Annotated in this window: 18 protein-coding genes; 3 read left to right on the top strand and 15 right to left on the bottom strand. The window is 65.2% G+C overall.

The features are described 5' to 3' along the window. Positions 1-60 precede the first annotated feature (60 nt). The 4 genes from AWB95_RS13985 to AWB95_RS14000 are packed head-to-tail and all read right to left on the bottom strand — an operon-like array spanning position 61 to position 4,273. Positions 61-1,134: a poly-gamma-glutamate hydrolase family protein gene (locus tag AWB95_RS13985; protein WP_084707170.1), complete on the bottom strand. Its 1,074-nt coding sequence runs from the start codon at positions 1,132-1,134 to the stop codon at positions 61-63. Next, complete coding sequence (locus AWB95_RS13990; RefSeq protein ID WP_062540455.1) at positions 1,134-2,354, bottom strand: Nramp family divalent metal transporter; 1,221 nt, start codon at positions 2,352-2,354, stop codon at positions 1,134-1,136. The genes AWB95_RS13985 and AWB95_RS13990 overlap by 1 nt, the downstream gene beginning before the upstream one ends. Before the next feature lie 48 nt (positions 2,355-2,402). Continuing rightward, the gene (locus AWB95_RS13995; RefSeq protein WP_085168326.1) at positions 2,403-3,479 is read right to left on the bottom strand and encodes an NAD(P)H-dependent amine dehydrogenase family protein; all 1,077 of its coding nucleotides are present in this window, start codon (positions 3,477-3,479) and stop codon (positions 2,403-2,405) included. Positions 3,480-3,481: 2 nt separating this feature from the next. Beyond that, positions 3,482-4,273: an SDR family oxidoreductase gene (locus AWB95_RS14000; RefSeq protein WP_062540454.1), complete on the bottom strand. Its 792-nt coding sequence runs from the start codon at positions 4,271-4,273 to the stop codon at positions 3,482-3,484. 140 nt (positions 4,274-4,413) lie between these two features. Here AWB95_RS14000 and AWB95_RS14005 point away from each other — a divergent pair, with 140 nt between their 5' ends. After that, on the top strand, positions 4,414-5,172 hold the full coding sequence (locus AWB95_RS14005; RefSeq protein WP_238600900.1) for a glycoside hydrolase family 25 protein: 759 nt from the start codon (positions 4,414-4,416) through the stop codon (positions 5,170-5,172). A gap of 46 nt (positions 5,173-5,218) precedes the next feature. Then, positions 5,219-6,094, top strand: a complete 876-nt coding sequence (locus AWB95_RS14010) for a hypothetical protein (RefSeq protein WP_062540453.1) — start codon at positions 5,219-5,221, stop codon at positions 6,092-6,094. A gap of 170 nt (positions 6,095-6,264) precedes the next feature. Here the strand turns inward: AWB95_RS14010 and AWB95_RS14015 are convergent, their stop codons facing one another. The 8 genes from AWB95_RS14015 to AWB95_RS14050 all read right to left on the bottom strand — a co-directional run bounded on the left by AWB95_RS14015 (position 6,265) and on the right by AWB95_RS14050 (position 13,730). Then, entirely contained in the window at positions 6,265-6,996 is a 732-nt protein-coding gene (locus AWB95_RS14015) for a hypothetical protein (RefSeq protein WP_062540452.1), read from the bottom strand. Next, positions 6,996-7,559, bottom strand: a complete 564-nt coding sequence (locus AWB95_RS14020; protein ID WP_062540451.1) for an LpqN/LpqT family lipoprotein — start codon at positions 7,557-7,559, stop codon at positions 6,996-6,998. The genes AWB95_RS14015 and AWB95_RS14020 overlap by 1 nt, the downstream gene beginning before the upstream one ends. 11 nt (positions 7,560-7,570) lie before the next feature. After that, positions 7,571-8,689 (bottom strand): putative alpha/beta hydrolase, encoded by a 1,119-nt coding sequence (locus tag AWB95_RS14025; RefSeq protein WP_232315697.1) that lies wholly within the window; start codon positions 8,687-8,689, stop codon positions 7,571-7,573. A gap of 17 nt (positions 8,690-8,706) precedes the next feature. After that, positions 8,707-9,090, bottom strand: a complete 384-nt coding sequence (locus AWB95_RS14030; RefSeq protein ID WP_238600901.1) for a DUF2563 family protein — start codon at positions 9,088-9,090, stop codon at positions 8,707-8,709. Positions 9,091-9,162: 72 nt separating this feature from the next. Then, positions 9,163-10,056: a non-homologous end joining protein Ku gene (gene ku, locus AWB95_RS14035; protein ID WP_062540449.1), complete on the bottom strand. Its 894-nt coding sequence runs from the start codon at positions 10,054-10,056 to the stop codon at positions 9,163-9,165. Positions 10,057-10,106: 50 nt separating this feature from the next. Further along, complete coding sequence (locus AWB95_RS14040; RefSeq protein ID WP_062540448.1) at positions 10,107-11,357, bottom strand: adenylate/guanylate cyclase domain-containing protein; 1,251 nt, start codon at positions 11,355-11,357, stop codon at positions 10,107-10,109. 49 nt (positions 11,358-11,406) lie between these two features. After that, a complete protein-coding gene (locus AWB95_RS14045) occupies positions 11,407-12,321 on the bottom strand; it encodes a carbohydrate kinase family protein (protein ID WP_085168327.1) in 915 nt (304 codons plus the stop codon). Next, entirely contained in the window at positions 12,318-13,730 is a 1,413-nt protein-coding gene (locus tag AWB95_RS14050; protein ID WP_099539590.1) for a mannitol dehydrogenase family protein, read from the bottom strand. The genes AWB95_RS14045 and AWB95_RS14050 overlap by 4 nt, the downstream gene beginning before the upstream one ends. Before the next feature lie 196 nt (positions 13,731-13,926). On the opposite strand from AWB95_RS14050, the gene AWB95_RS14055 reads away from it, so the two are divergent. Further along, the gene (locus AWB95_RS14055; protein WP_062539215.1) at positions 13,927-16,188 is read left to right on the top strand and encodes an ATP-dependent DNA ligase; all 2,262 of its coding nucleotides are present in this window, start codon (positions 13,927-13,929) and stop codon (positions 16,186-16,188) included. On the opposite strand, the gene AWB95_RS14060 is transcribed toward AWB95_RS14055, so the two are convergent. From AWB95_RS14060 to AWB95_RS14070, 3 genes are read right to left on the bottom strand one after another with little or no spacing between them, the layout of a single operon-like run. Continuing rightward, on the bottom strand, positions 16,083-17,282 hold the full coding sequence (locus tag AWB95_RS14060; RefSeq protein WP_062539216.1) for a hypothetical protein: 1,200 nt from the start codon (positions 17,280-17,282) through the stop codon (positions 16,083-16,085). The genes AWB95_RS14055 and AWB95_RS14060 overlap by 106 nt on opposite strands. Then, positions 17,279-18,217 carry a metal-dependent hydrolase gene (locus AWB95_RS14065; protein ID WP_062539217.1) on the bottom strand — a complete coding sequence of 313 codons (939 nt, stop codon included), beginning with the start codon at positions 18,215-18,217 and terminating at the stop codon, positions 17,279-17,281. Before AWB95_RS14065 ends, AWB95_RS14060 begins: the two co-directional genes overlap by 4 nt. Then, positions 18,214-19,464 carry an oxygenase MpaB family protein gene (locus AWB95_RS14070; RefSeq protein ID WP_062539218.1) on the bottom strand — a complete coding sequence of 417 codons (1,251 nt, stop codon included), beginning with the start codon at positions 19,462-19,464 and terminating at the stop codon, positions 18,214-18,216. Before AWB95_RS14070 ends, AWB95_RS14065 begins: the two co-directional genes overlap by 4 nt. Positions 19,465-19,480 lie beyond the last annotated feature (16 nt).

Here is a 19,480-nt window from a genome sequence, read left to right on the forward strand (position 1 = left end):
CGACGTAAGTCACTCGACCCTGTAGTCAGCGAGGGAAAGTGCGAGAAGAGACCGCGCTAACTACAGTTTCGGCGCAAGCCAGGATCGGGCCGCGGCGACCAATCCTTGCACCAGAGCGGACGTTACCGGTGAGAGTCCGTCGTCGCCGGGCAGGGGACTGCGCGGGCTGATTCCGCGGACCCGCGGCGGCAGTTCCAGCTGCGTCCCGCCGTCGCGGCTCCGGTTGACCGGGTTGTGCGGATGCAGGCCACGCAACTCGAGCGGGATCTCTTCCAGGTCGGTGATCACCTGATAGCCCGGCAGCTCGACGTGCTTGGCGACGTGGGCCGCCAGCGCGCGGTTGCGGCCCCCGGCCAAAAGCTGCGTGCCACGCCCGATCCGTCCATAACCGTGCAGCGAGATCGTGACGTCGACGTGGTCGAGGAATTCCGCCAGCCGGGCCGATTCGGCGGGGTCGAAGCGCGCGGACGAGAGATGGTGCGCGTAGTGGTCGGGATGGCGCACCAGATACACCGACGCGTCGGCGGCGTCGGCGGCCCGTTCGGCGATCACGTCGGTCATTTGTTCCAAGCCTCCGCCGTGAATGGCGAGAAACCCGAACCGGGATCGCAGCCGGCTGATCTCGGTTACGCCGCCGGCCGACAGTAGCTCTGAAAGTGATTGCGGCGCAGGCGATGTGGGCGTGGACGCGGGCCGACGCCAATGGGCCGGGTCCCACCGGCGCAGGAACTCGATCCAGCGACGCGGCAGCCGGTGATGGATTGCGCCGCCGATGATGCGCTCGAGGTAGCCGGGCCGCGGCACACCGGGATGGACCCGGTGGTCGACGTAGACCCAGGCATCCGACGGTCCGTCGTCTGTGTGCACGGTCAGCCGGTCGCGGCGGTAACGGCGCGGCACACCTTCCGCGCTGTCGAGGGTGACCAGGTCGTGATCGGAGAGCCGCCAGATGACCCCGTGCACCTCGGTACCGGCAAACGGCTCGACGGTGGCTACCCCGCGCTGGTTGATCAGCCAGTCGTGATTACCGAGCACGGCCGGACGCGGATCCAGCGCGTCGGGGCAGCGCCGCGCCATCTGCTGCACGCACAGGTTGGACCCGTACGCGAAATAGGTATGACGAGGGGCGGGCACTAGCCCTTCACGGTGAGGTAGATCAACACCACGTTAAGCAGACTAATCAAAACCCCGACCAGCCAGCCAACAGCAGTGGTGAGGCGGTGATTGACGTCGGACCCCATCAGGTTGCGATCGCTGGTCAACGCGACCAGCGGCAGCACCGCGAGCGGGATCCCGAACGACAGCACCACCTGCGACAACACCAGTGTGCGGGTCGGGTCGAAGCCGGCGGCGAGGATCAGCAGGGCGGGGGCCAGCGTGACCAGCCGGCGCAGCAGCATCGGCACTGACCGGTACAGCAATCCCTGCATGATCATCGCGCCGGCGTATGCCCCCACGGACGACGACGCCAGGCCGGACGCCAGCAACCCGATCGCGAACAGCACCGCGATCGTCGGGTTCACCGTGTCACGCACCGCCACGTAAGCGCCGTCGATGGTTCCGGTCCCGCCGCGGCTCTGCATGTTGAGCGCGGCAACCAGCAGCATCGCCCCGTTGACCGCTCCCGCGACGACCATCGCCAGCCCGACATCGAGGCGGGTGACCCGCAGCAGCCGACGCCGCCACGGCCCGGCCGCCGGATGCCCGTGCCTGTCCCGGGCCAGGCCGGAATGCAGATACACCGCGTGCGGCATCACCGTCGCGCCCAGCATCGCAGCGGCCAGCAGCACGCTTTCGGTGCCGCGGAACCGCGGCAGCAGACCGCCGATCACTTCGTCGGGCGGCGGTGTCGCGACAAAGAAGCTGGCCGTGAATCCGATCGCGATGACCAGGAGCAAGCCGGTGATGACGCGCTCGAACAACTGCTGGCCGCGCCGATCCTGGATGCCCAGCAACACCAACGACACCATGCCGGTGATCGCCCCGCCCAGCAGCAGCGGGAGATGGAACAGAATGCGCAGCGCGACGGCTCCGCCGATCACTTCGGCGACGTCGGTGGCCATCGCGACGATCTCGGCCTGGGCCCAGTAGGTCAGCCGGGCCGGACGCGTCATCCGGGAGCCGACGGCCTCGGGCAGTGTCCGCCCGCTGACCAGCCCGAGCTTGGCCGACAGGTACTGCACCAGCCCGGCCATCACGTTCGCGGCGACGATCACCCACAGCAGCAGGAACCCGAACTGTGCGCCGGCGCTGACGTTGGCGGCGACATTGCCCGGGTCGACATAGGCGATCGCGGCGACGAACGCCGGCCCGAGCAGATACCAGCCGGCCTTGGCCTCGGTGCTCTGCGCCACCTAACTCACTTTCGGTCTACGAATAAGAAAGTTAGGGTAGCCGAAAGATTAGCCGGCGGTGTAGAGCCCCCGGCCGGTCACCAGAGGTAGATCCAGCGTGGTCCGGATTCCGGGCGGGGCGGCGACGACCGCGGGGATCGCGTTGACGACCCGCATCGCGGTGGCGACCAGCCCGGCGTGGTTGTGGTCGCCGTTGGGGCTGCTCAGGCAGACGTCGACGGCATAGGACGGTTCACCGGTGATCTCGATGCGGTAGGAACCGCCGGCCTGGGCCGGCTGCGGCCAGTCAGGCCGCAGATCCTCCCGCAACCGGGTGACATGCTCGAGGACGGCCGCCGGTTGGCCGTCGACCATCCCGAGCACCTCGAACCGCAACGCGGCCGCGCTGCCCTGCCGGATGTGCCCGGACGCGATGTCGAAATCCTCCGGCGCAGGTTCTCGCACGTAGCGCTCGGTCACCTCGTCGAGCTCGACGCCCAGGCCGGCGGCCAGTTGCCGCACCACAGATCCCCACGCCAGGCTCAGCACACCGGGCTGCAGCAGCATCGGGATCTCGTCGATCGGCTTGCCGAATCCCATCACGTCGAACATGACGGTCGCGCTGTCGTAGGTGGCGTAGTCGACGATTTCCATGCAGCGGATCTGCTGGATGTTCTGGCAGGTGCCGGCCAGGGCCAGCGGCAGTAGGTCGTTGGCGAACCCGGGATCGATGCCGTTGACAAAGAGGCTCGAATTGCCTTCCCGCGCAGCATCTTCCAGCGGCGTGAGCATCTCCTGTGGAATCACCTGCCACGGGCACTGCAGGAACACCGCGCTGCTGCCGACGACGTTGATTCCGGCGGCCAGGATGCGGCGGTAGTCGTCGAGCGCCTCGGGGAGCCGGTTGTCGGCCATCGCGGTGTACACCGCGCACTGCGGTCGCGTGGCCAGCACCGCGTCCAGGTCGGTGGTGGCGGCGATGCCGGTCGAAACGTCAAGTCCGGCAAGCTGTCCGGCATCTTTGCCGGCCTTGGCATCCGAGGACACCCACACGCCGGTGAGCTCGAATTCGGGATTGGCGATGAGCGCTCGCAGCGCGTGGACGCCGACGTTGCCGGTGCCGATCTGAGCGACGCGAATGGGCATGGTCACAGGTCCGGGATCGGGAGGTCGAGGTTGGGGAAGGTGATGCCGCCGTCGACTTCGAGTACCTTGCCGGTCAGATAGGCGCCTGCAGGTGAGGCCAAATAGACTGCGGCGGCGGCGATCTCGTCTGGTTGTCCGAGTCGGCGCATCGGTGTCGCCTTCTCCATCGGCGCGCGCAGCTCGTCGTTGGAGGCGACGATGTCCAGGGCCGAGGTGGCGATCGAGCCGGGTGCGATGGCGTTGACGCGGATCTTCGGGCACAGGTCCAGGGCGGCCAGCCGGGTGTAGTGGGCGAGCGCGGCCTTGGCGGTGCCGTAGGCGGCGAAGCCGCGTCCGGCGAGCCGCCCCATCGTCGAGGTGATGTTGACGATGCTCCCGCCGCCGGCGTGCTCGAGCATCAGCGGCACGGCCGCGGTGGTCAGCGCGTGCGCGGTGCCCACGTTGAAGGTGAACGCGTCTTTGAGGTCTTTGGTCGAGGTGTTCAGCAACGCGTTGGGCATCGTGCCGCCGACGTTGTTGACGACGATGTCCAGCCGCCCGAAGGCCTCGACCGCTTGGCCGGCCAGTTCCGCGGTCGCCTCCGGATGGGCAAGGTCCGCGGCGACCACATGGGCCCGGCGGCCGCCCGCCCGGACTTTTTCTGCGACGGCCTCTAGTTGGGATTGGGTCCGCGAGGCGATGACGACGTCGGCGCCGACGTCGGCGAAGGCCAGCGCGATAGCCGCGCCAAGGCCGCGGCCGGCCCCGGTAATCACGGCAACTTTGTCGTCGAGCCGGAATTTGTCGAGTATCACGGGCGACACCGTAACAAGCGGGGGGCGGCCGGGGAACCCTATTTCTGAAACACGTTCTAGTTAGCCTTGTCGGCCGCGCCTGGCGAACATGTGTGCGACGGGCGCACGCCGCGCGCCGGCGGTTGTTTTTCGGCGCGCATGTGGGCGGATGCGCCGGACAAAACGCCTATTGCGGGAACTGGTTTCCCGCCGAAATCGTTCTACCTTTAGGTAGCACCAAGGCGGAAATCATGACGATTTTCGGACCCGATATCAGTAACAACAACGGCATCGTCGACTTGGACGAAGTCAAGGCCGAAGGCTTCTATTTTGTGTTCGCCAAGGTGTCGGAGGGCGCTACGTTCCGCGATGCTTTTTGGCCGCATACCCGCGACTGGGCGCGTGAAATCGGGCTGATCCTCGCGGGCTATCACTACGTGCGAACCAGCAACCCAGCGCTGCAGGCGGACAACTTCGTTTCGCAACTCGGTGATAGCTCGATTCCGGCCATGCTCGACTTCGAGGCCAATTCCGGTGGCATCGCAAACTTTTGGGCCGTACTGGGCGCGATCGAGGCGCGTGGCGTGCACGTCGCCCTCTCCTATATTCCCCGCTGGTATTGGCAGCAAATCGGCTCTCCGGACATCTCAGGAGTTCCCGGTCTGATCGCGTCGAGCTTCGTCAGCGGGACGGGTTTCGCGTCAGCGCTGTATCCGGGCGACCATTCGGCGTTTTGGGCGCCGTACGGCGGCCGCCAACCCGACCTTTTGCAATTCACAAACCAGGCATTGATCGCCGGTCAGCGCTTGGATGCTAATGCGTTTCGGGGAACGCCAGACCAGCTTCGTGCGCTGTTGGGGCTGACACCGACAACAGATCTCGCGACGGCGCAGCAACACGACGTTCCGGGAGCCGCATGAAAGCCCGGGCCAGTTGTCACTTGCACTAGCAAAATTTGGAGGAATCATGGCCACCACACCATCAGCTCAGCAACGCCACGCAGTGTTGACGTTCGCCGGCACATTTGAAAAGCCCGGTACCGGATTTCCCTCGGACGTGGTCAAACAAGCCAATCCCAACCTCGTCTACGAGGTCCCGGTCATCGCGCCGTACTCGTTCGGTCCCATACCCCCGGACGCGCTGACGGCCCCGAGCTATGCGGAGTCCGTACAAATCGCTGTCACCTATGCGACCAATTGGATCAAAGCGAACCCGAACCAAACGTTCGCGCTAGGTGGGTACAGCCAAGGCGCGGAGGCGGCATCACGGGTGCTGGCGGCGATCATGGGCGGCGAGTTGCAGTTCGCCCGGCCGAACCTCATCGGCGGCTACACCTTCGGCAACCCGTCGCGTCTGCTGGGGCACACGTTCCCCGGCGGCACCGACCCCGGCGGGCGGGGAATCTCGTCGTTCAACCTCACCGCGGCGCAAATCCCGAAGAACAGCAACGGCGTTGACACCTGGTGGGATTTCGCCAACCCGGGAGACCTGTACACCACGACACCCAACGACCAGGCTGGTGCAGATCTCACCGCGGTGTACGACGAGGCTGTCGAACTGAGCATCGAGCGCAACCTGATCCTCAACCTGATCGCCGGGCTCACCGAGCAGGGCGGGTTGTTGCAGCAGGCCATCGGTCTGGTGACCAACCCGCTCGTCGGCGGACCGGCGCTGGCCGAGGCCATCACGCTGGCGGTGCGGTTCTACGACACCACGCCTCCGGGGCTCGCGCACCTCGATTACGACACGGTCGATGCGCTACCCGGCCAAAGTTCGGTCGCCGTAGCGGTGAACCATTTGAACACGATCGCGTCGGCGGCGTCGGCGAGCACCGCTGCGTGACCCTGTAACTGCGCCCGCCGATCAGGACTTCGAGCCGGCCTTGGCCCGAGCCTTCTTGGCGGGCGCCCGCTTCGCGTCCCGATTTCCGGTAATCGGTACGCGGGGAGGTGATCTGTGGATGCAGGACGCGCTGCGCGACTGAGATTGGAGTCGGCGAGGGTGTGAAGGGTTCACACGCCAGCCATTTCCCGGCCGCGAAGGATGCGTTCGATCCGGTCCAACAGCGCAGTTGGGTTCTCGTTGGTGGCCTGGTTCCAGACCACAAGGGCCTTCACCAGTTTGACTGGCTCAACGGTCAACCCCAAACCGAGCTGCACAGTCTTGGTGGTGCCATCGCTCAAATCCAAAGCACGATAGGAAATCTCGACCTGCAACCACTGACCGCCCACTCCATTCGGGACCAACTTTGGCTCGACCGACTCGATAACCTCACGCCGGATTTCAATCAATTCAGCCCCAATCGTGCCTAAACGCACGGTCAATGCCGAGGGGCTAATGCACAGAAGGCATCGCCGCCACATACGGATGGCGGAATAAGTGAACAGCGGCGTCAGAACCAGCAGGATGATGCCGCCGGAGCGAAGCCACGCCGGATTGCCAGGATCGTTTCCCGCGGCAAACATGGCTACTCCCGTCAGCGGGAGTAGAAGGTTTAAGTAGTACGCGTTTCCCTCGTACCAGGGAATGTAACGGCACACAATCTCGCCGTCCGTCCGGGAGACACCCGCCCGAAAAATCCGACGCCTGCCGAGGATGATGAGGAACGCTCCGCAGAGCATCACCACAGACCAGTACCATTGCAGTCCCGCCCGCGCTGCCACCACCGTCAAGAGGCACAACACTGCACCTAAGCCATAGCGCAATACCCGCCGCCAATGGCTTTTCGCCCCACTGCCTCTCATCAGTGATGGTCTCGCATTCCCGTTACTGGGGCCTCGCCGTGGTGGCCCGCGGATGCTGGGCCTGCCGCCGCACCCATCTGGACCCTCAGCCAGATATGTCCACGGTCCACCGGTGAATCGTGCAGCGCGGTCACCGTCAATTGCGCGATCAGCGTCTCCTGTTCAGCCGTGATGATCCGGGATCGTGACACACTGTCGATAGTGCCGAGTTCATGGGTGATCTGCATTGCGAGCACCCCCGCGACGCCAGCGCCCTCGGTGGCTGCAGCCAGTTCACGGCGCAGTTCATGACACCCCGGCACCGACTGCAGCTGCTGCTCGGACAGCATCGCGAATACGTTTCCGGGGTCCAGCGCAGTCTCAACGCGGTGCATCGTCAACACCGCATTAGCGCAAAACTCGGTGATATGCGGATCGGTCCGACAAACCCATACACGGACTCCAGCTGCGGAATCGAACGGTTCCCAGCCCGGCGGTATCCCCACCTCCACCACATATCCCGCAAACTTGTCGACCGGGAATACCGCGACGCTGTGCTTCTCCGCGAACTCATCGAATCGCATCGTCCAACGCCCTACCCGAATCCAAATACCTTGGCCACGCTGTGCACCGCGCCGCCCACCGCGTCGGAGACCGGATGCCAGAGCATTTCGACCCCTTTGGATGCCCCGAAGGCGGCGCCCGCTCCCACGACCGCGCCGACCACCAGACCAACCGCCGTCCCTGCCCCGGGAACGACCGAACCCGCCAACGCGCCAGCTGCCATGTCCCCTGCAATAGCGCCGAACACGAGCCCCGCACCGGTGCCCGCGCCCTCGCGGGTTACGGCCTCGGCGACGGAGTTTCCATCGTGAATGTCGGACAGGACGGAGGGTACCGCGCTGGCTACCGCAACCACCCCACCCATACGGGACAACCCTTTCAGCTCGAAGCCGCCGATCTTGGGATCTTCCAGCCATTTCAACAAGCCCGGGTCAACCCTCCCAGGCCCAGTGCCGGGGGACTCCGCGATCAACTTGAGCGCCGCTGAACGCACGCCGTCCGCGGTACCACCTGACACGGCGCCGGCAGCTGCGAGCAGCAAGTCGCTCTTCGTCGGGGTCAGCCCGGGCGTCTCGGCGGCCTCCTTGGCCCCATCTTCATAGGCCTTTGCGATCGCCAACGACGGCTGGGCCGACTTCATGGTGGTCACATAGCCATCACGAACACCTTGGATCTGGCCCAGGGTGGCCCTCACCGCCTCGACGGCCGAGTTGTGAAGAGCTTGACTGTCTTGGTCAGCGGCTTTGGCGGCGGTTATCGCATCGTCGATTTCGTGCAACTTGGCGTCCAGAGCGGCGATGTCAGCGTCACTGGTGCGTTGGGCCGTGGCCAGGCCTGCAGCCACTGTCTCCAAATCCAATGCAATCTTGGCGAGTTGGGGTTTCTGCAGTTGCAGTGCCGTGGTGGCGCGGGCGACCTCGGCCGACTCGTTGATCGGATGCTCGGCCCCGTTGTGCTTCCAGCCCTTCTCGAAACGCTGTTTGGCCGACTGGAAGTCGCCTTCGACCTCGGTAGCAGAACCCGCCGCGGCGTGGAATGCATCTGCATGGTCATTGATAGCGCCCGGGTCGCCTGCCTGCAGTTCGTCGTCGAGCTTCCACGGGTCCCCGCCGGCTGCAGCGATCAGCTCTCCTGCGGAGAAGTTGACCAAACCTATGGGTGGCGGCATTAGAGCGTGTCGAAACCGGCTTCGGCGGCCCTCAGAGAGTCGGCACTAGAAGCGTCCCGTGCGGTGAATTCGTATGCGGCGGAGCGGCTTTTGTCACCGATCCCGGTCAGTGCGCGGTGATGGCCGTGCAACTGCTCGACGTGGGCCCGGTGTGCCGCCGAGACCGCCTGATGAAATTCGTGGGCTTCGGCGAAATCGCCGAACATCCCCGCCGCCGGCTCCTTCCCGGCGAGCTTGCCCGCCGCAGTCAATGCTGTCTGGGCTGCGTCGCTACACCGGTCTGCACCAGCATGCAGATGCGCCGTATCGACTTCCATGCTCTGCTCCGCCATGGCCCGTTCATCCTCCCCGGCAAACCTGGATGAAAAGACTACCCGTTCCATACCTGTGAACTTGCTGGGAAAACCGGCGGGTGCGGTGGCAACTGATGGCCAGCGTGGCCCTGCACGGCGGAACTACGACTTCGAGCCGGCCTTGGCCCGTGCCTTCTTGGCGGGCGCTTTCTTGGCCGTGGTCTTTTTGGCGGGCGCCTTTTTCTTCGCGGGGGCCTTGCCGTCGCCGGAGCGGGCCTTGACGCTGGCCTCCAGCTTGGCCAGCAGATCCGAGACGTCCTCGGTCTCGTCCAATTCCTTCGGCTGCTCCTCGGTGGTAAACGCTTCGCCGCCTTCGAGTTTGGCCTGGACCAATTCGTGCAGCTGCTCCTGGTAGTCGTCGTGGTAGCGGTCCGGGTTGAAGTCGTCGGCCATCGACTCCACGACCTGCCCGGCCATCTTGAGTTCGGCCGGTTTGATGTCGACCTTCTTGTCCAGAATCGGGAAGTCGGGGTCGCGAATCTCGTCGGGCCACAACAGCGTGTGGATCACCATCACCTCGCGCTTGCTGAAGTCCTTGACGCGCAACGCCGCAAGCCGCGTCTTGTTGCGCAAGGCGAAATGCACGATCGCGACCCGCTCGGTCTCAGCCAGCGTCTTGGCCAGCAGCACATACGATTTGGTTGATTTGCCGTCCGGTTCCAGGAAGTAGCTGCGGTCATACATCATCGGGTCGAGTTCACTTGCCGGCACGAACTCCAGCACCTCGATCTCGCGGCTGCGCTCCTCGGGCAGTGTTGCGATGTCATCGTCGGTGATCACCACCATCTGGCCGTCATCGGATTCGTAGGCCCTGGCGAGATCGCGGTACTCGACGACCTCGCCGCACACTTCGCAGACCCGCTTGTACCGGATGCGGCCGTTGTCCTTGGCGTGCACCTGGTGGAACTTGATGTCGTGGTCCTCGGTGGCGCTGTAGACCTTGACCGGGACGTTGACCAGCCCGAAGGCGATGGAACCCTTCCAGATGGAACGCATGGTGTCAGTATGCCCGCATGATCAGCCTGGTAAGCGTCGATCCGGACGCGCTAACCTGCCGTTCGCTCGCCGGCTGGTTTTCTTCCGATCACGCACCACGTCTGCACGCGGCCGGCGCCCTTGACCTCGATTGGCCCGCGGGCTTCGCAATCGAATTCAGCCCGGACGAGCTCGAAGGTGTTTTGGGTGATGTGGATGACGCCGCTTTGACCGTGTGACTCCATGCGGCTGGCCATGTTGACGGTCTCACCCCACAGGTCATAGCTGAATTTCTTGCGTCCGATCACACCGGCGACAACCGGACCCGAATTGATGCCGATGCGAAAGTCGAGCCGGCGGCCACCGAACGTGCGGCGACCAATTTCAGCCCGCATATCGAGGGCCAGGTCGACCAGCGCCGGGGCGTGATCGGCGCGCGGACGCGGAACGCCCGCCGCAACCATGTAGCAGTCGCCGATCGTCTTGATCTTCTCCAGGTCGTATTTGTCGACGAGCGCATCAAAGCACTGAAACACCTCATTGAGAAGATCAACCAGGCTCAGCGGCGACATGGCGGCCGCCATCGGGGTGAATCCGACGATGTCGGCGAACAGGATGCTGGCGCCGTCATAGTGGGCGGCGATCGCGCGCGGTTCGGTCTTCAGCGCCTCGGATATCTCCTTCGGCAAGATGTTCAGCAGCAGCATCTCCGAGGTTTCCTGGAAAAAGTTGCGACGCGCCACGAAGTAGTGCAGAAGCCCGAAAACGATCGCGATCACCGATCCGACGTTGAGCACGAAGAACCAGGTGACGAAGGTGTCGGGCAGGTCTGCCGGCGTCAAGTGGGGCTGCACCGCAGCGGTCACGACCAGCAGCGCGACGAAGCCGACGATCCAGACCAATGTGCGCCGAAGCTCTTCGAGCAGAAGGGATCCCAGTGGACACAGCGCTGCCCAGATGACGACGACACTGGACTGATGGAATCCGCCCAGCGCAATCGTCACCAGCCACGGCAAGATCAGGATCAGTAGCAGTTGGGTGAAGCGGTAGAACTCCAGATGGCGGGTCCAGGCGAACAGCGCGGTGTTGAGCGGGGTGATCAACGTATAGAACGCCGGAAACGCCGCGGCCAACGGGGCGTGCATCTGCAGGTAGATCACGCTCCACAACGCCGTGAGCGGAAGCGTTCCCGCGCACAACACGACGGTGAGCCGCTTCTGCAGGGCCGTTTCGTTCGTGTCGGTGGCGAGCGCACCGACACGTCCCGCCCATGCGGTCGCACTGCGGGGACGCCAGGACGGCACAACAACGCGCATCGGCATGCCCTCGCCTTCTCGGGTAACCGATACGGTAGCTGTTTGCCGGCGCCGTTCAGTCGGCTTGGAACACAGCGGCGTCAACAGCTGCGCGGTCGGGCAGTTCGGCGCCGGCGCGGGCGACGGTCAACGCCGACGACAGCGTCGCCGCGCGCAGCGCGTCGGTCAGCGCCTCCGCCCCGATCCGCCGCAACTCGCCGCGTCGATCAGCGCCCAGCAGGCCCATCGTCCACAGCGCGTCGATCAGGCCGGCCATGAACGCGTCGCCGGCACCGACGGTGTCCACCACGCGCACTGGCCTGGCCGGCACCCGCACCTCCCCGCCCGCGCACAGCGCGAATGCGCCCCGCTCGGCCATCGTCACTGCGACGATCGAGGGTCCCGAGGCCAGCCAGCTTCGGGCAACCATCTCGGGCGGACGGTCGGGATCGATCCAGCGCAGGTCTTCTTCGCTGACCTTGACCACGTCGCTGCGCTCGAGGAGATGGTCGATGCGCGCGCGGGCGAGGTCGCGGTCGACGATCAACGCCGGTCGCACATTGGGATCGAAGGTCACCGTCGCCGAAACGCGATAGGCGTCGATCAGTGCCGCGACGGCCAGGCACCCTGGCTCATGCACGGCGGCAATCGATCCGGTGTGCACGACGAGCGGCGGCGCCACTTCCGGGGTGCCGGACAGCCGCCACTCCAGATCGAACACGTAGTGGGCCGAACCGTTCTCGTCCACGGTTACCCGCGCGGTCGGTGTCCGGGTGGCAGACACGCTGCCCGGAACAAGTTGCACCCCAGCCTTATTGGCGTGCTCGGCGATACGTCGACCGTATGAGTCGGCGCCGATGTGGGTCAGGAGGTCCACCTCGTGGCCCAACCGGGCCAGGCCGACGGCGACATTGAACGGGCTGCCGCCGACGTGCTCGAGGGACCCGACGATATCGATCAACGATTCGCCGATCACCAGCCCGCGGCTCATTGCAGCAGCTCCTCCAGGGTCGCCCGGGCTCCCTTGCGCTGCAATGAATCCAGCGCCCAGCTGTATGCCTGAACGAAGCGGGGCTGCTGCGCCAGATCCCCGAACACCGCGGTGATCTCGATGAATGCGGTGGGATTTTCGTGCTGCGACCGGGCGATCGGCACCAGCGAATCCGCCAGCTGGTCCACCACCTCGAACGGGTTACCCCATTCGTCGACACCCTCGGCATAGCGAGCCCAGCTTGCCACCGTGGCCGCCGCCAGCCGAACCGACCCGTCGCTGGCTAAGTTGTCTTGGATCACGGGGAGCAGCCATTTCGGGATGCGGTCCGACGAGTAGGCGCACAGCCGCGAAACGGTGTCGCGCACGCCGGGGTTGGCGAATCGCTCGAGCAGCGTGCAGCTGTAGTCATGGAGGTCGATTCCGGGCACCGGCGGCAGCGTCGGGATGGCCTCGAACTGGAAATAGGCGAGCAAGAATTCGGCGAGCAGCGGATCGCGTGCCGCGTCGTGAACGAACTCGAAGCCGCAGAGGTGAGCGAAATAGGCCAAGCACTGATGCCCTGCATTGAGCAGTCGCAGCTTCATCAGCTCGTATGGGCGGACGTCGTCGACCAGCAGCACACCCGCTTCTTCCAACGGTGGCCTGCCGTCGGCGAAGTCGTCTTCGAGCACCCAAGCGGTGAATGGTTCGGCCACCACGGGCCAGCGGTCGTCGACCCCGAACTCGCGCCGCACCGTCGCAGCCATATCCAGTGTCGTGGACGGCGTGATCCGGTCGACCATCGAACTCGGAAACCGGGCATGTTCGGCGATCCATTCGGCGAGGGCCGGATCCCGGCTTTCGGCATTCGCGAGGACGGCCCGGCCCACGACGTCGCCGTTGCCCTCGATGTTGTCGCACGACACGATCGTCGGCGCGGCGATCCCGCGGTCGCGGCGTCTGGCCAGCGCCTCGGTGATCAACGCGAACGCGGGCCCGTCGGGGTCGCGGTAGCCACCCTCGGTGATGGTCAGCGAAATGATCCGGGTGGACGGCGCGGCCAGCACCTCCAGCGCTGCCTCTGGGTCGTCGGGGGCGTAGCGGTAGTCGATGATCGAACCGATGACTTGTGCGTCGCGGCTACCGTCGGGCTTCTCCACAATCAGCGTGTAGAGACCGTCCTGGTCGCGCAGGACGTCGCGCATCGGCCAGTCGCCGGGCAACACGCCGACACCGCAGATGCCCCACTCGTGTGCCAAGCCTCGCTGCAGCAGCCGGTCGATGTACATCGCCTGATGCGCCCGGTGGAAGTGACCGGCACCGATGTGCGCGATGCCGACGCAGATCTTGCCGCGGTCATAGCTGGGCGTCGCGATCGGCAGCTTTGTCAGCGCTGCGTTGTTCAGCTTGATTGCGTCAGGCACGATTGCACAACTCCTCCCGGGGCCATGGTCTGAATCAGCGAGCGTGCGGCACAAGTCAATTTTGCGCATTTCTGAATCGCGTGCCCGGTGCGATCGGATATCTAACGCATTCGTGGTTCATCTCACGATTAATTTACGGCGAGGACGATAATTGGTGTTCAGGAGCCGTTTTCGACGCCGTGGCGCGTAGGTTAGCCGTATGGCGCCGCTGGTGAAACTGACCAACGCCGACAAGGTGCTTTATCCCGCGACCGGCACCACGAAAGCCGACGTGTTCGACTACTACACCAGCATCGCCGAGGTGATGGTGCCGCACATCGCGGGGCGCGCCGCCACCCGCAAGCGCTGGCCCAACGGCGTCGACGAGCCGTCGTTCTTCGAAAAGCAGCTGGCGTCCTCGGCGCCGGACTGGCTTCCCCGGGCCAGCGTGGTGCACAAGTCGGGGACGACGACGTATCCGATCATCGACAGCCGCGACGGACTGGCCTGGATCGCCCAGCAGGCCGCCCTCGAGGTGCACGTTCCGCAGTGGCGTTTCGTCGCCGAGTGGACGCGCAACGGGGAAGAGTTAAAGCCCGGCCCGGCAACACGGTTGGTGTTCGACCTCGACCCCGGCGAAGGCGTGACGATGGCCCAGCTCGCCACGGTGGCCCGCGCCGTGCGAGATCTGATGGCCGACATCGGTCTGACCACCTTCCCGCTCACCAGCGGCAGCAAGGGGCTGCATCTGTACGCCCCGCTGGACAAGCCGGTCAGCAGCCGGGGCGCGGTGGTGCTGGCCAAACGTGTTGCACAGCAACTGGAAAAGGCGATGCCGAAGCTGGTCACCTCGACGATGACCAAGAGCCTGCGGGCCGGCAAGGTGTTTTTGGACTGGAGTCAGAACAACGGGTCGAAGACCACGATCGCGCCGTATTCACTGCGTGGGCGCCAGTACCCGACGGTGGCCGCGCCACGCACCTGGGAGGAACTCGACGACAGGAAGCTTCGCCAACTGAGGTACGACGAGGTGCTGCAGCGTATCGGGCGCGACGGCGACCTGCTGGCCCCCCTGGATGCCGACATAGTCCCCGACCGACTGACGAAGTACCGCAGCATGCGCGACGCGTCGAAGACGCCGGAGCCGGTTCCAGACGGGAAGCCTGCTGTCGGCCAAGGTAATACGTTCGTCATCCAGGAGCATCACGCTCGCCGGCTGCACTACGACTTCCGGCTGGAGCGCGACGGCGTGCTGGTGTCCTGGGCGGTGCCCAAGAACCTCCCGGACACTCCATCGGTGAATCACCTGGCGGTGCACACCGAGGACCACCCGCTGGAATACGCCACATTCGAGGGCACCATACCCAAGGGGGAGTACGGCGCGGGCAAGGTGATCATCTGGGATTCGGGCACCTACGAAGCCGAGAAGTTCCGCGACGACGAGGTCATCGTCACCCTGCATGGCAACCGGATCTCGGGGCGTTATGCGCTGATTCAAACCAACGGCGATCAGTGGCTGGCGCACCGGATGAAAGACCAGAAGGTCTTCGCCTTCGACGAGCTGACCCCGATGCTCGCCACCGAAGGCTCGGTGGCGCACCTCAAGGCGTCGCAGTGGGCGTTCGAGGGCAAATGGGACGGCTACCGGCTGCTGGTCGACGCCGACCACGGCAACGTCCGGCTGCGATCGCGGCGCGGCCGCGACGTCACCGGCAAGTACCCGCAATTACCGCCTCTCGCAATAGGTCTCGCGGACCATCACGTCGTACTCGACGGCGAAGTCGTCGCGCTGGACGAATCCGGGGTACCCCGGTTTTCCGAGATGCAGAATCGGGTCCGTGCCACGCGCGTCGAGTACTGGGCGTTCGATCTGCTCTACCTGGACGGGCGCTCGCTGCTGCGGGCCAAATATCGAGATCGGCGCAAGCTGCTCGAAACGTTGGCCGACGGCACCGGTCTCATCGTCCCCGAACTGTTGCCGGGGGACGGTGCCGAGGCGCTGGAGTACTCGCGCGAGCACCGCTGGGAAGGCGTGGTCGCGAAGAAACGCGACGCCACCTACCAGCCGGGGCGCCGGTCGGCGTCGTGGATCAAGGACAAGCACTGGAACACCCAAGAAGTCGTCATCGGCGGCTGGCGCGCCGGTGAAGGCGGACGTACCAGCGGCATCGGCTCACTGTTGATGGGCATCCCCGATGAGGGCGGGCTGAGCTACGCCGGCAAGGTCGGCACCGGCTTCACCGAACGCGACCTGGCCAACCTCAAGAAGACGCTGGAGCCGCTGCGCACCGACGAATCGCCGTTCAACGCAAGGCTTTCCACTCAGGATGTCAAGGGTGTGACGTTCGTCGAGCCGAAACTTGTCGGCGAGGTCCGCTACAGCGAATGGACATCGGACGGGCGGCTGCGCCAACCCAGCTGGCGCGGACTGCGACCCGACAAGACGCCCGACGAGGTGAAATGGGAAGGCGGCGGCGGTTGAACGACGTTCGCCGGTGTGGTCCTGCGGTAGACCAACGCCAATAGCACCGCCGCGACCGCATAGCACCCGAGCGCATAGGGCAACGATCCGATCGGGGTACCCCGGGCAGTGACACCGTGCTCGGCGGCGAGGTACTCCGGTAGCGCATACGCCCACAGGGCGGCGAAGGTGACCAGATAGACGCAGGCGTACCAGAATTCGGCACCGCGATGGCGGGGCGTAATTGCGAGTGTGGTGAGCAACGCCCACACCGTGACGGCGCCGAAGGCGACGATGATCGCGAACAGCCCGACGAGAACCGCGGTAGCGGCGGCGCCGCGCGAGGCCGCTATCGCCACCAGCACCGGCGTGTTGAGCACCGCGAGCACCACGGTGGTCAGCACACCGCTGAGCGCCACCCAGCCGGCCAGCGAGGCTGGCGACCAGCCCCGAGTCAGCTTGCGCACCAGCAGCAGCCGCACGACCAGGGTGAAGGCGAACGGGCCCAGCAGGCACCACATCATGGAATACAGCGGCACCGACTTGAGCGTCAGATGTGAAAGGCTCAGGTCGTAGTCCCACAGCCACCAGCGGTACTGCGGCCCGAAGTGGTCGAAGATCTCGTAGAACACGTGGTGGGTGAATCCGACGGCGACGGCCCCGATCACCGCGCAGTGGCGGCGGTCGAAGATGCCGGCGCGGTCGATGATCGCGTACGCCAGATACAGCATGGTGATGTAGAGCGCGACGATGTAGAGCGGCATCCGGTGATACAGGAAGCCGATCGTGAATTCGTTGTGGATGAAGATGACTCGGTAGATCGAATCCAGGTGAAATGGTTCGGGGAAGTAGATCGGGAGCTCCATCGCGATCAGGTAAACGATCGCCGCGCACCACACCCCCAAGTAGGTCGGGTCACCGTGGCGGCGCAGCCGCCGGACGGCGTCGACCAGGAACAGCACGGCGCCGCCGATGAACAGCAGCTCGATCACCAGCATCGTCGGATGTTTCAGGTGCAGCGGATCATTCAGGTAGACCATCGGATTGAGGTCGCGGCAGTCGGTGAAGTCCAGTAGCCGCGCCAACTCGACGAACCGCTCGTTGCATACCGTCATGCGGTGCGCCCGACCTTTTCCGGTGGGGCACCGTAGAAGTGCGCCATGTCCTCGCCCGCCACATACGCCGATACCCAGGTGTCATACCAGTCGGGCAGCCGTTCGGCACCGGGGTCGTGGCGCGGTGTCTGCGAGCCCAGCACGCCACCTGCCATGCCGATCACGTCGCGCAGCCGCAATCCGTGAAGCATCGACGGGACACCCGGGGAGCGGCCGATGCCCTTGAGGCCCGGAATCCTCGACCGGAGGTCTTTGGCGAACAAGCCTGCAAAGCGGACCGTCTGATGCGGTGCGCCCAAGTCGTCGGCCGGTACATGCTCGGCGAAACCGGCTGACAGCAACCGGAACAGCGCCGCGAAATGGAGGAACGCCTGCGGTGCCACGCGCAGCCGGTACCACGGATCCCCGATGACCGCGTCGTAGATGGCCACCGCCGAGCTGCGGTGTTCGATCTCTTCGACGTAATGCCACAGCAGCATCGACGCCACCCTGGCATCACCGTCGGCGAACAGGGTTTCGCGGTTGTCGATCGCGGCCCGGAACACCGGCGTGAAGGTGGATTCCATCGCCGCCATGTAGGCCAGGTGGAACTTCAAGGGTTTGGCGGCATACAGGTCGTCGAAGTGTTTGTGGGTAGCGTCCAAAACCTTTTGTAGCCCGGGATATTGGGCGATCAAACCCCGGATGTGTCCGCGGTGCGCAGCGGCGTGCTGCGCCTCCTGCGCAACAAAGATGCGGGCCTCTTCGGCCACCTCCGTGTCATCGATGAGGTCCATGGCGTCGCGGGTGGCGGTCAGGATGTACTTCTCCCACCCGACGGCCAGAAACGAAATGGCGTTGCCCCACAGCCCCGAAATCGGGTTCGACGGGTTCCATTGGAACGGCACCGTGTCATCGAGATCGAACCGCAGCTTGCGGAATTCGGGGTGCTTCATGCGCCCTTTCTCTCTGCGAGCCGGTCATGTCGCTTGTACGAGGTGTCGGCGTGTGTGCTGGCGGCGGCTCGGCGCTGCATGTATTGGCGTGATCGCTGGCCGACCGCTTCGGAAAGCCGGGTGGCGCCCGGGACGAGCCGGCGTGGGATCTCAATGGCGCGGTTGAGTGCTGCGGTGAGCAGCACCGCGGCTTGGAAGGGCTTACGGTCGGGCAGGCCGAGAAGGTCAGAGTTGCTGCGTCCGAGGATGAGTCGGCTGTAGGCGGCCGCGTACTGGGTGAACGCGCGTCGTGCTACTTGTGATGCGGGGCCGTCACCGGGCAGCGCCAGGGCGGTGCTGGCGGCACGCAGCAGGGCCTGGGCAAGACGGCGGGAGTCGTCGTCGGGCAGGAATTCATAGTCGGCCTGTAACCACAGCAGCCGCCAGGTGTCGACCTCATCTGTGGGAACGATGTCGGGATCCAAGCCCAGCAGCACGCCGACGTAGCGCCAGAAGTGGTAGACGGCCGCTTTTTCCCTGGGGGAGAAGCGGAGTCCGAGAGCTTGGCACCCCACGATGTTGGCCAGTGAGAACAGCATCAGTGTCCCGGCGGTCTGCGACTGGTTGACCGGGTGATCCCATGCCTCGTAGTTCCAGTCCGGGCGGCGGCTCATGCCGGCGCGCACCATTGCGTGCATCAACCGCACGCGCAGGATGCCTTTGAAGCCGGGGGCAAATCGGTCCAGCCCGCCGGGCGAGGTGACATCCACATACCAGGCGCCTGTTTCGGCCAGTCGTCTCGGCGCCATCTCGGTCAGCTGGCCCGATGCCACTAGGGGCTTGTCTGCGCGGGAGGCCAGATAGCCGCCCATCAACGCCAGCCCGGGCAGCGCGAAAAAGCCACCCCACAAACCGGTGCGCGCGGTCACCCGGGCCGCCAGATCGAGCTTGTCATGGTCCACCCAGTACGGAACCGCGTCGACCTGAGCGAAGAAGGCCCGCAGCTCGGCCGGCGGATCGGCGACGGCCTCGATACCGTGCTCGACGGCCAGCTCGAACATCTTTCGCCCCTCGCCGGCCGGCAGCCGGCGAAACATCTCCACGACCGCATCGGCCAGCGGATCACCCATCTGGGTGAAGCGTCGATAGGCCTCGCGTTGGGCAGCGGTCGGGCGGATATCGCCCGGCGCCAACAGCCGATAGCCGATGTTGAACGGAAACTCCGAGAACAAAGCGGGGTCGGCCAGCTTCGATGAATCAGGCGACATGCGGTCCTCTTTCCCG

This window comes from Mycobacterium celatum (assembly GCF_002101595.1).
GTDB lineage: Bacteria > Actinomycetota > Actinomycetes > Mycobacteriales > Mycobacteriaceae > Mycobacterium > Mycobacterium celatum.